Source organism: Exiguobacterium sp. Leaf187, from assembly GCF_001423925.1.
Lineage (GTDB): Bacteria > Bacillota > Bacilli > Exiguobacteriales > Exiguobacteriaceae > Exiguobacterium_A > Exiguobacterium_A indicum.
Genome location: NZ_LMPR01000004.1, coordinates 166,088 through 178,438 on the forward strand (window position 1 = coordinate 166,088; position 12,351 = coordinate 178,438).

Here is a 12,351-nt window from a genome sequence, read left to right on the forward strand (position 1 = left end):
CATTTTAGAGAGAACCGTGGAACGTTCGATTGATGACATCGATCTGTTGTTCACGCGTCAGTTTAATGAAGTTGACTGCATAACCGGATACCCGAATCGTTAACTGTGGATATTGTTCTGGATGCTCCATGGCATCGAGTAACGTCTCACGGTCAAAGACGTTGACATTCAAATGGTGTCCTTTTGAAGTCGTACCACCCATATATCCGTCAAGTAATCCGACTGTATTGCGAATGCGTGTGGCTTCATCCTTACCAAGTGCTTTTGGCACGATCGAGAACGTGTAGGAAATCCCGTCGAGCGCATGTTCATATGGTAATTTTCCGACAGACGTCAAGGCGGCGACAGCACCACGGGTATCACGTCCATGCATCGGGTTAGCACCCGGTGCGAATGGTTCACCCGCACGGCGTCCGTCGGGTGTATTTCCTGTCTTTTTACCGTAGACGACGTTTGAAGTGATCGTCAGGACAGACTGCGTCGGAAGGGCATTGCGATACGTTGGATGTTTACGGATTTTCTCCATGAACAGTGTGACGAGATCGACCGCCATCTGATCGACCCGTTCATCGTTATTCCCGAACTTCGGAAACTCGCCTTCGATCTTGAAATCAACTGCAATCCCATCCGCATCTCGGATTGGACGAACTGTTGCGTAACGGATGGCAGATAGACTGTCAGCGACGACCGATAAACCAGCGATACCGCATGCCATCGTCCGTAAGATTTCTGGATCATGTAAAGCCATCTCAATCCGTTCGTAGCTGTACTTATCATGCATGTAGTGGATGACATTCAGTGTGTTGACGTACAGTTCTGCGAGCCAATCGAGTTGACGATCATAAGCCGCCATGACGGTTTCGTAATCGAGTACTTCATCAAGCATCAATGGACTTGCTGGGGCGACTTGGATTTTGAGCTTCTCGTCCATTCCGCCATTGATCGTATAAAGTAATGCTTTTGCCAGGTTTGCTCGCGCACCGAAGAACTGCATCTGTTTCCCGATCTTCATCGCGGAGACACAACAAGCGATGCCGTAATCATCTCCATAAACCGGTAACATCAAATCATCGTTTTCATATTGAATCGAGCTTGAAACGATCGACATCTTCGCACAGAATTCCTTGAATCCTCGTGGAAGCTGAGTAGACCAGAGAACGGTTAGATTCGGTTCCGGTGCCGGACCAAGTGTCGAGAGAGTGTGTAAGAAGCGGAATGAACTTTTCGTGACGTTTGATCGTCCATCTTCACTCATTCCACCGATTGATTCCGTTACCCACGTCGGATCACCCGAGAATAGATCGTTGTAGTCTGGTGTCCGTAAGAACTTAACGATCCGAAGCTTCATGACGAAATGATCGACGAGTTCTTGTGCAGTCTCTTCCGTCAAGCGACCAGCCGCAAGATCACGTTCGACATAAATATCAAGGAACGTCGAGACTCGACCGAGTGACATGGCTGCCCCGTTTTGCTCTTTGATGGCAGCAAGATAGGCAAGATAGACCCACTGGAATGCTTCTTGTGCTGTTTCTGCAGGGCGGGAGAGATCGAAACCATAGCGAGCTCCAAGCTCGGTCAATTCCGTTAATGCGCGCAACTGTTCATTCATCTCTTCACGGTCGCGAATCATCGATTCAGATAAGAACCCGCCACGTGCCTTTAAATCCTTCTTACGTTCTTCGATCAAGCGTGCCGTTCCGTACAAAGCAACACGACGATAGTCACCGATGATCCGTCCGCGACCATAAGCATCAGGTAATCCGGTGATAATACCGGCTTTACGTGCAGCGCGCATTTCAGGGGTATAGGCATCGAAAACCCCTTGGTTATGTGTCTTCCGGTACTCGCTGAAAGTTTTCGTGACGGTCTCGTCTGCTTCAAAGCCATACGCAGCTAGGGCATCATTCACCATCCGAATCCCACCGTTCGGATGAATCGAACGTTTAAACGGTTCGTCTGTCTGTAAACCGACGATTTTTTCAAGTGAGCGATTCAGATACCCTGCATCATGCGAGAGGATCGTTGATGGTGTTTTAGCATCGACGGCATATACACCACCACGTTGTCGTTCTTCATTCGTCAGCTGTAGAATTTGTTGCCAGAGACGTTCCGTTGCTTGCGTCGGACCGACTAAAAAGTGATCATCTCCTGTATATTCCGTGCGATTGAGTCGAATGAAGTCTGCGACATCGATCGTCTTTACCCATTCACCAGACGTAAAGTTCGTCCAAGCACTCGTTTTTTCTAATAACATGGATACCACTCCTTTAATATTGAGCTAATCATCAGTTCCTTATGTGAATAGTGTAACAAAAGGAAGGGGTGATTCCCTTTACGTTCATGTGAATGTTTTAACAAGTGGACAAACGTTGATATGACGGGCTTTCTTTATTTCTGTATTCATATGAAAATAGTTTTAAAAAAACAGTTTTAGATTGCTAATTCAAGGTTTTTTGGAAACTGTATGAGTTGATTTGAAAAAGATTCACTAGAACAGTTGAAACTGTGAGGAATGTCACGCTACGGTGCCTTGTATTTTTAAGACGTATCGTTGACAATGAAAAAGGGAATATAGAACGTGGAGGTGTGCCAAATGGAGTATGTATCATTAACACAACAAGGAGAGTATCAGTCGGGAGACTGGGTCTCGCTGAAAATCGGATCGGACGGTTCAACGCGAACGGGAATGATCACGGAATTCGAAAATGATGGATTCTGGATTCGATTTGAAGATGATTTTGATTATGAAGACTTTATCGGCTATGATGAATCGTATTGGATTGCGCTTGTTCGTCGTCCGGTTGACGTAAAAGCGACGTATGCGAGTCTTGCGGAGTACCCGGCACTCGCTGCAGAATTACAGGATCGTGTCATCCAAGGATTCGAGATTTTAGAAGAAGAAGCCGGTGAAAGCGAGATTCGATTCCACATTCGATTGCTCGACGCAGGAAATGAATATACACAGACATTACGGGGATACCGTGATGCATCAGGAGATCATGTCGAATACGTAACGGCATGATGGAATTAAGAGAGTAGGAGAAATCGTTATGAACTTTACAAAACCATTTTTACAGGAAGCATGGGAACGGGCGCGCTTTACCGAGTTGATGCCTGTTCAAGAACAAGCGATTCCGTTGTTGCGCGAAGGAAAAGATGTCCTGGCTGAAGCGCCAACAGGAACAGGGAAGACGCTTGCTTATGTCATTCCAGCTTTAGAAAAGATTGAAGTAGAAGAACCACACGTGCAAGTCGTGATCACGGCACCAACACGGGAACTCGTCATGCAAATTCATCAAGTCATTCAATTGTTTGCTCAAGGAAGTGGTATCAAATCCGGTGCATTCATTGGTGGTGTTGAATTAAAACGACAATATGAACGATTGAAGAAAAAACCACAAATCATCGTCGGAACGCCAGGGCGTCTCGTTGAGTTGATCGATTCGAAGAAGCTAAAGATGCATAAGGTGAAATTGATCGTCTTGGACGAAGCGGATCAAATCTATGAGAGTGGTATGAGTGACTCGGCGACGCGAATCGCAAACAGTGCACTACGCGATCGTCAGTTAGCATTCGTCTCCGCGACATTGCCGGAACGGACAGCAGAATGGGGACGGACGCTTGCAAACAACCCTGAGACGATTCGGGTTGAGCGTGCCGTCAGCACACAAGTGACATTCGGTTATTTGGAGACTTCACGTCGTCAGAAGCCGGAATTGTTACGTCGCCTGGCGAACATGCAAGGATCAAAAGTGCTGACATTCATCAACAACCGCTCCTTCCTCGGACCATTAAATGGTGAGTTGAGTAAATTCTCATTGAAATATCGGATTTTGGATGCTGAAAAAGGAAAACGAGAGCGAATGGAGACATTACGTTCTTACAAAAAAGGAGAGTTTCCTTTACTCGTCACGACAGGTCTTGCGGCACGTGGTCTAGATATCGAAGCAGTCACGCATGTCGTCCATTACGATTTACCGGAGTCGCTTGACGATTTCGTACACCGTTCAGGTCGGACGGGACGTGGAAATGCGAACGGAATGGTACTTGCTCTTGTTACGGATCAAGACTTAAAACACTTAAAAACACTTGCGAAGCAAATGGGCGTCGAGATGGAAGCAATGGAAATTTACCGTGGGGAAGTCATTCCAAAACGTGAATTCACAGCACCTCAGACGATTAAACGACCGGCTACTCCTCACCGGAAAGGGCGATCGAAATGAAGAACGATCGAAAAGTAATTCCGTTTCCGACGACGGTTTCTGAAGCGGAAATGAATGCAGCCTTGAAGAAGATGTATCAAGAAGCAGCGACAGCACGTAGTACGGATTGGGTCGCTTTCATAGAAGAGATTGCAACGGAGGGACGTTGGTATTTAAAAGATGCTGAGTTGTTCCGGGACTTATTCGTAGATTGGGCCATCTTCTATGAGACGGATGATCAAGGAAAAACGCCGCACGGTCGTTTTCTTGAGCAGGTCAAAGAAGAGTTATCGCCTAGCCTCTATCGTGCCTTGCGTGGATTAGCGGACCCGATGCCCTCGCTGTTTCAAGTCGAGGCGGATGGTGTCGTTGATTTGATGTCAAAACAGACGTATCAAACGGATTTGTCTGAGATTGAAGTCGAACCAGGTGATTTGTTGATTGGAAAACTGCTCTACATTTCTGGGAAATGGCGCTTTGCGATTGCCTACATGAAAGTAGCGCGCGCACTGGTACCAGAAGTCCTCGCCTTGTTGACAGATTTCGTGGATGAAGTAGGAGAAGACGCGTTGCTTCGCCAGTACCCTGAGTTTTGTGCGGAATTGATCGACTTACTCCTCGATATCGAAGAAGGCAACATTGCGCCGAGACCAGAAGAATAATCGAAAAAACCTAGGACACATGACCGATTATGATCAATGTGTTCTAGGTTTTTTTTCAAGAATCTGCTCGATATAGGGCGACATCGTTTTTATCCCGATGTTTCACGCGATACATGGCAAGGTCGGCTTGCTTTAAGCATGTTTCAAGATCAGCTTTATGACACGCGGTCACACCGATGCTTGCAGAAACGAATAAGGATTGTCCTTTATAGACGTAAGGACGTCTTAAAAAGTGTAAGAAGGATTTACATTTTCGACGTAAGGACAGTTCATCATCGGCGTGTAAGAGGATCGCGAACTCATCTCCACCCAGTCGATACACCTGTTCTAAAGAATTCGTATGCTCGCTCAATCGTTTCGCGACCTCGATCAATACGTAATCACCTGCTTCATGACCATACGTATCATTGACTTGCTTAAAACCGTCTAAATCGACTACCGCAAGATAATTCATCTCGAGGAGATGGTTCGAAAAATCTCGCTCTAACGAACGACGGTTTCCGATACTTGTCAAGGCGTCATGGTAGGCGTGGTATTCGATCCGTTTTTGCCGGAGCTTTCGTTCAGTGACGTCATGTAAAATCGTGAAACGTCCCATCGAGGTGGCAGCAATTTGAATCGGAATATCAATGATCTCATATCGTCTATGTTGTTCATCTTCATACTCATCGATATCTGTCTCAAGTGTTTCTAATAGGTGACGCATCGTACGAGGAATATGTTCAATCGTCATGTCGGGTAAATGAAACAGACGTTGGGCAGCTAAGTTCGCGTATAGTGCCGTTCCGGATTGATCGAGTCGAATCATCGGATCAGGGTGACCGAGAAAGAGTGGGATGACTTGCTGTTCGCTATCTTTAATTTGTTGTTTTCGATGTTCGATGCGTGAAGCGAGTTGTTCATTCCGTTCGTGTAATTGTGCGACGATCAACCCATGCTGACGAGCAATCAAGATTTGTCGAATGATTAGTAAAACTAAAATGATAAAGATATCGAGCTTTCCGCCTTCTCGTTCCACCATGTAATGAATGAATAAAGGAACGGCCAGTAGAGGGAGCCAGGAGCGGGGAATGACCGTCGTTCGAGTGGTTCCTTCTTCGATATGATCAATATGCCATAGAATAGCTGCACTTTGCACCAAACGGATCAAGATCGGGAAAAACAATAGATAATTCGCTGAGAAGTCCGGGAAATAAACACTTGAGACTTCGTAGATACCGCGAATAAAAATGGATAAAAACAATAAGAACAATGCCATCCTTGATACCCAATGGGTTTCTTGGATGAACGTGAAATAGAAGAAAACGAATAAACCGAGTGATGTATTCGTGATGACGATGATGGCATAAGGAACAGTTTGCAGTCCAGGATTCGTCAATTCATTGAGGACGTGAAACGCGACAAGTCCAATGAAAACGACGATGATCGCGGCATCGACGAAAGCGAGTACGTGTTGTCCGAGTGTCCGTTTTGTGATGATTCGGTAAAAAATCGCGTATAAGAATACGTAATGGGATATTGAAAATAAAATTAGGCTATAAATAGATGGAACTGGAAAGTCTGGATTGAAGAAATGTAATGTCTCAAGAACGGAACCGATACAGGATAAAACTAGTGATCCTAAAGCGATCAGCCAGAATTTTCGTCTTGGTACGACTAATGCTTGTTCCTTACGATAAGCAGTAAGAATAAAATAAGCAATCAATCCAAGAGAGGCATACTGTAGTACTTGTTCAACGATCCGATTAGAGATGGAAGGGGTCCATGTGGCAAGGATCATTAGAGCAAAAGACATGACGAGCATGGCAGGAAACCAACGGATGAAATAGTTCGATTTAAGCATGGACTCCCTCCTAACGTTTAATTTGAGTAGCGAACAAAAAATTGTTTTTTTCGGTCTTCTTAATATGGTACATGGCTTCATCTGCTCGAATCAATAATTGTTCTGAGCTTTTACCATCTTCAGGGTATAAGGAAATTCCGATTGATGGTGTGACTTGAAGCGTATGTGTCTGAATATAGAACGGATGATTTAGAACTTCGAGAACGTGTTCGGCAAACTGACGTGTTTCCGAAGCAGATGCCTGAATGAAGATCAAGAACTCATCTCCTCCAAGACGTGCAACGAGATCAGTTGACGTCGTCATCGATTGAAGGCGGCTCGCCGTCTCTTGTAACACGAGGTCACCAACATCATGCCCATAAGTGTCATTGATTTGTTTGAAACCGTCTAAATCAATGAATAGTAAGGAGCCGTATTCTAACGTCGGCAGAGTTAGATAAAGTTGTTCCTCGAAGTAACGTCGGTTTGGCAAATGCGTGAGCGAATCATGGTACCCCATACGTTCTAGCCATACTTCCTGTTGATAATCTTCCGTGATATCCGCCAAGATGACGAAATAGCGTTGTTGATCCGGGATATCGATGATTGTCGTATTCAAAAAGATTTCCGGATGTTCCTCCGTGGCCGGTACATGTAGCAAATGAGAGGGATAAATCAGCTGCGCTTGTTGAAGCAATGGAATGAGTCGATCGAGTTGTAGCCGTTGGCTCGGTCCGAGCGGTAAATCGCTCCATCCAGCTTCGACAGCAGCTGGATTGACAGATCGAATCTGATACGTAGCATCGATTTCAAGAACAACTTCTGGATAAGATAGAAAAAGCGACGTTAGTTCTTTTTCACGTAACTGTAAGAGTGCTGTCTTTTGATGGACGATGTCTTCTAGATTCGTTTGCAATGCTGTTGTTTCCTGTAACAACCGCAGATTTTCCTGATATGAAAAAAGCTGTCGTGTTAAAAATAATAAAAACGTAATGCCGACGGAAAGTGAGAAAAAGGTTTGGGAGACAGGGAAGAATGTAATATAGAGAATCAGTACAGATAATAAGATGTACGACATCAAGGAACGCGTAAGTGTTTCGACCCGAATAAGAGTTGCTTGTTGTTCATGACTGATGGGAAGAGCGCGAGTATTCATGAAGGCAAGGATGAAGAGTCCGCTGAGTGGGTATAGCGGAAGCAATAAACCAGCTATTCGCGGTTCACCGTTCAATAACAACGTATAAAAAATAAAGTTCGTCATACCGAGCACGAACGTTCCGAGTACGAGAAAGAGGAATCCTAATCTCGATACGTTTCGCTTTAGTCCAGAAGCATAAAGTAAGAAAAAGAACAGCGTCAACAGAATCGTCAAGAAGGCATAGAAGGTCCAACTGATTTGCTCGAGCACCGTTCGCGTATAAGAGGGGACAAAGCGGAAAATAGCGATGTATCCAGCAATCATCGATACAGTGAACAATGTTAAAGAATCAAGAATCAATAATTTTTGTTTTTGAAACAAAGTCAAATCCAACTGCCGAAATAAGAAGATGACTATCATCGTTAAATGAACCGTGTAAGGCAAATCCAGTAAGACGTTCAGGTTAACAGCGTTCCATTGAAAAAGACGACCAATCATATTGAGGAAATCGCCTAGAAAATACGAGAAAAAGGCGACCGATAACCATTTATATGGAATGGAAGATTGTTTGAAAGCCTTCGATTGACTAAGTAGGAAAATGACGAAAGAACCGACTAGACTAATGATCGCTGAAAGTTGTAACGAGCGATCTTGTGGTAATAGCCAGAGCAGGGTGTACGTGACAACTAAGTAGAATGCGACGGTAGGGTAGATGTTTTGAACGATCCGTTTCACCGGAACTCCTCCTTTCGCAAGCCTTCCATAAAAACGAAATATGCTATAACATTACCCGATATTTAGTTTGAATTCACATTTATTTTCAGATTTAAAATGAAAATAAGAGGTGATTCCCATTTCATGAAAAAAGCGGGGTTCTTCTTTAAGGAAGAACTCCGCTTATCGAAATTATTGATTAGATTGACGATAGTTTTCAAATGCCTCGATTTTTTCAGAAAGGTACGTCCAATACTCCATCCGTTCATCAAGCATCGCTTTCGTTTTTTCAATGGCTTGATACAGTTCATTGACTTTACCAAGATCGCTTCCTGCCGAAGCAAGTTCGGCTTCTAATTGCTCCAGTTCTGTCTCACTTTCTTCGATTTGTTGTTCAATGATTGCCCAATCTTGTTGTTCCTGATAACTTAGTTTTTTTGGCGTCTCTATCTTTGGTGCTGTAGCAACCTCAACCGTCTTTTCAACAACGATTGATGGAACGGGTGCTGTCATTTGCTCAAGATAGTCTGTATATTGTCCATAATAAAAGACGACATTCCCGTCTTCAAATGCAATCAAGCGATTGACGACCCGGTCGAGGAAGTAGCGATCGTGGCTGACCGTGATGACGGTGCCTGGGAATGATTCTAAATAATCTTCGAGGACGGATAACGTCTCAGTATCCAAGTCGTTCGTCGGCTCATCAAGGAAGAGGACGTTTGGTTCTTCCATCAAAATCGTCAACAATTTCAGACGTCGTTTTTCGCCGCCGGAAAGCTTACCGATTTGTTTATATTGGGCTTCCGGTTTAAAGAGAAACTGTTCGAGCATCTGACTTGCCGTGATCTCCTCACCAGCGAGTGTCGTGATGACTTTTGCGATCCGTTCGACCTCATCGATGACACGGCGTTCGGGATGCGTGAACTCGGCAAATTGCCCATAAAAGCCGATCTTCACCGTTTCGCCGTGAATGATTTCACCGGTTGTTGGTTCTAAGCGTTGCGCAAGTATTGAAAGAAGTGTTGATTTTCCACTCCCGTTTCGCCCTACGATGCCATACCGTTCTTTCCGTCCAATCAGAGCGTTAAACGATTCAAAAAGGGTCCGTTCACCAAATCGATGGGAGACGTCATGCGCTTCGATGACTTTTTTACCAAGACGGGTCGAACCGACCTGTACTTCGAGTGTTGATTCTTCTTCCTCGTACGAGAGGTCTTGTAAAGCATCCACGCGCTGGATCCGAGCTTTTTGTTTCGTCGTCCGCGCCTTTGCTCCGCGACGCAACCAGGCGAGTTCGCGACGGAGGATGTTTTGACGTTTTTCTTCCATAGAAGCTGTCCGTTCACGACGTTCGGCACGTTTTTCAAGAAATGATTCATAGTTTCCGACATAGAAATAAGCTGTACCGTTCGCGATCTCCATCATATGATTCGTCACACGATTCAAGAAATAGCGATCGTGGGTGATCAGTAGAATCGCACCACGGTATTCCTTGATTTGAGTTTCAAGCCAGCTGATCGTTTCGGCATCCAGTTCGTTCGTCGGCTCATCGAGCAGGAGAAGATCGGCTTCATCGAGTAAAGCTTCAGCGAGTCCGACACGTTTGCGTTGTCCTCCGGAAAGCGAGCCGATCAACGCGTTCAAGTCGAGGATACCGAGTTTGTTTAAAATCATCTTTAAGCGTGATTCCGTGTCCCAAGCTTGCGCAGCATCGACTTCTGTCTGAGCAATGATGAAGCGATTGAGTAACGTTTCACTCGTCGGATCTTGTTCGAGTGCTAGACGCGCCGTTTCATAGTGACGTAAGGCGTTAATCGTTGGTGTATCACCAGACAATAGTACTTCCATGACCGTTTGGTCTTCCGGATAATCGGTCGTTTGCGATAGCAAGCGGATCCGATAATCATTCGGGTGATGCATCGTACCAGCGTCTGCCGTCTCTTTACCTGCCAAGATATGCAGGAGAGTCGACTTACCGGTACCATTGACGCCGATGATACCAATCCGGTCGCCAGGTGAGACGGAGAATGTCACATCTTCGAAGACGATTTTATCGGCAAATTCTTTTTTGAGATTTTCTGCTTTCATTAACATATTAGACACCTTCTACAATCTGTTTGATTTGCTGTTCGACTGTCTGGACGAGTTCTTTCTGTGTCATCGTACTCGGATCAATCGACGGTAAAATCGTAACGTCGACCGTGGCAGGGCGAATTTTACCCGTTTCCTCCATAACGCGATAGCTCCCCGAAATTGCGACGGGTACGACACGAGCACCACTTGATGTCGCGAGTGTGAAGCTTCCCGCTTTGAACTCCGCCATTGGACCGCCTTTAGAGCGTGTTCCTTCCGGGAAGATGATCATCGATTGTCCGTCCTTGATCGTGTCGACACCAGAACGGATTGCTTTCAGCGATTGACGTCGATCTTTTCGATCAATCATGACACACCCCATCAGATTCATCCAAACATTGACGATCGGAATTTTATTCACTTCGATTTTTGAGATGAATGCTTTCGGTTTATCGATTGTTCCAAGTAGAATCGGGACATCGAAGTTCCCTTGGTGATTCGAGATGAAGACGACGGGTTCGTTTGCCGGGATATGCTCACGACCCGTCACGTTGACACGAACGCCAGCGAGTCGGAGAAGAGAGTTTGCCCAGACGCTCGCTACACGCTGAACGAATGCATAGCGCGCGAGATGCGTTCGACGTTTTGCGCTTGGTAAAAACGGTAAGGTACAGGGTAAGACAAGTCCAAAATAAATGAACCAAATGACAGTACGGATCATGGTGAAGTGACAGCTCCTTTTTTCATTGCTGATGTTATTGTACAAAAAAAGACCGGGCGTCGCACCCAGTCTGCGTGATTATTCCCAGTAACGAGGCTCAGATTCCTCTTCGCTTTCTCCAAGTTCAAAGGTGAGGCGACGTGTCGTCGGATCAACAGAGAACGTGGCGTTCGTATTGTCGATCTGTTTGATTTCCATCGTTTCCTCATCCAAAATGAGAGTCAAGCGGACCTTATCTTCGTGATCTACGAGCAGTACGCCATCTTCCTTCAACCATAAATCGATGACAGGAGAGTAGCGAAGTGTCCAACCGTTTGATAAAGGGATTTCGTTCATAATGAATCTGTTCCTCCTAGGTGATGAAATCGTGTTCTTTACTTATCATGCTGGTCTGTCGCGGAGAATGCAAGTGGTGTACTCGAATCTCGATGAGGATAGCCGATTTGATAAGATTGTTCTCGTTTCTTCATCCGTTCGTACTGTTTTTTGACACGACGGTGTTGAATGTATTCAATGTAAGTCAGATAGGACGTACGGATCAACTGGCGGATCGATGATAGTGACAGACAAATCGCTAGTGTAAAGACGAACACACCGATCGAACTCGTATAATAACCGGTAACAAAACTTAAGTATGTAGTGATGAGACCCGTAATCGTCGTAAATAAGTAGAAGAGCACGTCCGTTTCCTCCTCAAAAATTAAAATGATGGCATGTTCATTTAATTCGAGGTCAAACGCAATTTTCCTTTATCGTCCTGTAAATGTCCGGAAAAAATAAAAAATCCACACGGAAGGTGTAGATTTTAAGGGCGATCGATTTGCTGAAGCGCTGGTGTCTTCGGTGTCATATCCGTACTGTTCGATCCTTCTGCGAAGACAATTCCAATCGTAGCAAGGAACGCAAAAAATGCAAAAACCAATGTTTTCGTGAAGCGTCGTGCGAACGAACGCGATTGAATGTTATGAAACATTTTTATCCCCCATATTTACCTAAACTAAACCTTCTTTTTCCTGTTA

Annotated in this window: 11 protein-coding genes; 3 read left to right on the forward strand and 8 right to left on the reverse strand. The window is 45.1% G+C overall.

Annotated elements, in window-relative coordinates; genetic code table 11:
* Window positions 1-4 precede the first annotated feature (4 nt).
* On the reverse strand, window positions 5-2,254 hold the full coding sequence (gene pflB / locus ASF99_RS01720) for a formate C-acetyltransferase (RefSeq protein ID WP_055966668.1): 2,250 nt from the start codon (window positions 2,252-2,254) through the stop codon (window positions 5-7).
* A gap of 339 nt (window positions 2,255-2,593) precedes the next feature.
* Between pflB and ASF99_RS01725 the strand changes: the two genes are divergently transcribed.
* Genes ASF99_RS01725 through ASF99_RS01735 form a run of 3 tightly spaced genes read left to right on the forward strand, consistent with a single transcriptional unit; the run spans window position 2,594 to window position 4,864 of the window.
* Window positions 2,594-3,022, forward strand: coding sequence for a hypothetical protein (locus ASF99_RS01725; RefSeq protein ID WP_023467265.1), 429 nt, complete (start codon window positions 2,594-2,596; stop codon window positions 3,020-3,022).
* Window positions 3,023-3,050: 28 nt separating this feature from the next.
* Window positions 3,051-4,223 carry a DEAD/DEAH box helicase gene (locus ASF99_RS01730; protein WP_023467266.1) on the forward strand — a complete coding sequence of 391 codons (1,173 nt, stop codon included), beginning with the start codon at window positions 3,051-3,053 and terminating at the stop codon, window positions 4,221-4,223.
* Entirely contained in the window at window positions 4,220-4,864 is a 645-nt protein-coding gene (locus tag ASF99_RS01735) for a hypothetical protein (RefSeq protein ID WP_023467267.1), read from the forward strand. Before ASF99_RS01730 ends, ASF99_RS01735 begins: the two co-directional genes overlap by 4 nt.
* 55 nt (window positions 4,865-4,919) lie before the next feature.
* Here ASF99_RS01735 and ASF99_RS01740 read toward each other — a convergent pair whose 3' ends face one another.
* From ASF99_RS01740 to ASF99_RS17405, 7 genes are all read right to left on the reverse strand, one after another.
* On the reverse strand, window positions 4,920-6,707 hold the full coding sequence (locus ASF99_RS01740) for a GGDEF domain-containing protein (protein ID WP_035398791.1): 1,788 nt from the start codon (window positions 6,705-6,707) through the stop codon (window positions 4,920-4,922).
* A gap of 10 nt (window positions 6,708-6,717) precedes the next feature.
* Window positions 6,718-8,559, reverse strand: coding sequence for a GGDEF domain-containing protein (locus tag ASF99_RS01745; RefSeq protein ID WP_023467269.1), 1,842 nt, complete (start codon window positions 8,557-8,559; stop codon window positions 6,718-6,720).
* Window positions 8,560-8,730: 171 nt separating this feature from the next.
* A complete protein-coding gene (locus ASF99_RS01750) occupies window positions 8,731-10,632 on the reverse strand; it encodes an ABC-F family ATP-binding cassette domain-containing protein (protein WP_055966670.1) in 1,902 nt (633 codons plus the stop codon).
* Window position 10,633: 1 nt separating this feature from the next.
* Window positions 10,634-11,332 (reverse strand): lysophospholipid acyltransferase family protein, encoded by a 699-nt coding sequence (locus ASF99_RS01755; RefSeq protein ID WP_023467271.1) that lies wholly within the window; start codon window positions 11,330-11,332, stop codon window positions 10,634-10,636.
* A gap of 78 nt (window positions 11,333-11,410) precedes the next feature.
* Window positions 11,411-11,668: a hypothetical protein gene (locus tag ASF99_RS01760; RefSeq protein WP_023467272.1), complete on the reverse strand. Its 258-nt coding sequence runs from the start codon at window positions 11,666-11,668 to the stop codon at window positions 11,411-11,413.
* A gap of 38 nt (window positions 11,669-11,706) precedes the next feature.
* Window positions 11,707-12,012, reverse strand: a complete 306-nt coding sequence (locus tag ASF99_RS01765; RefSeq protein WP_023467273.1) for a hypothetical protein — start codon at window positions 12,010-12,012, stop codon at window positions 11,707-11,709.
* Between the two features lie 125 nt (window positions 12,013-12,137).
* Window positions 12,138-12,305 carry a hypothetical protein gene (locus tag ASF99_RS17405; RefSeq protein WP_023467274.1) on the reverse strand — a complete coding sequence of 56 codons (168 nt, stop codon included), beginning with the start codon at window positions 12,303-12,305 and terminating at the stop codon, window positions 12,138-12,140.
* Window positions 12,306-12,351: the final 46 nt, after the last annotated feature.

What these genes read in the sequence shown, in the direction of transcription:
- ASF99_RS01740 (WP_035398791.1), bottom strand. Translation starts at nt 6,707, where the DNA reads ATGCTTAAATCGAACTATTTCATCCGTTGGTTTCCTGCCATGCTCGTC.
- ASF99_RS01755 (WP_023467271.1), bottom strand. Translation starts at nt 11,332, where the DNA reads ATGATCCGTACTGTCATTTGGTTCATTTATTTTGGACTTGTCTTACCC.
- ASF99_RS01735 (WP_023467267.1), top strand. Translation starts at nt 4,220, where the DNA reads ATGAAGAACGATCGAAAAGTAATTCCGTTTCCGACGACGGTTTCTGAA.
- ASF99_RS01730 (WP_023467266.1), top strand. Translation starts at nt 3,051, where the DNA reads ATGAACTTTACAAAACCATTTTTACAGGAAGCATGGGAACGGGCGCGC.
- ASF99_RS01725 (WP_023467265.1), top strand. Translation starts at nt 2,594, where the DNA reads ATGGAGTATGTATCATTAACACAACAAGGAGAGTATCAGTCGGGAGAC.
- ASF99_RS01760 (WP_023467272.1), bottom strand. Translation starts at nt 11,668, where the DNA reads ATGAACGAAATCCCTTTATCAAACGGTTGGACACTTCGCTACTCTCCT.
- ASF99_RS01750 (WP_055966670.1), bottom strand. Translation starts at nt 10,632, where the DNA reads ATGTTAATGAAAGCAGAAAATCTCAAAAAAGAATTTGCCGATAAAATC.
- pflB (WP_055966668.1), bottom strand. Translation starts at nt 2,254, where the DNA reads ATGTTATTAGAAAAAACGAGTGCTTGGACGAACTTTACGTCTGGTGAA.
- ASF99_RS17405 (WP_023467274.1), bottom strand. Translation starts at nt 12,305, where the DNA reads ATGTTTCATAACATTCAATCGCGTTCGTTCGCACGACGCTTCACGAAA.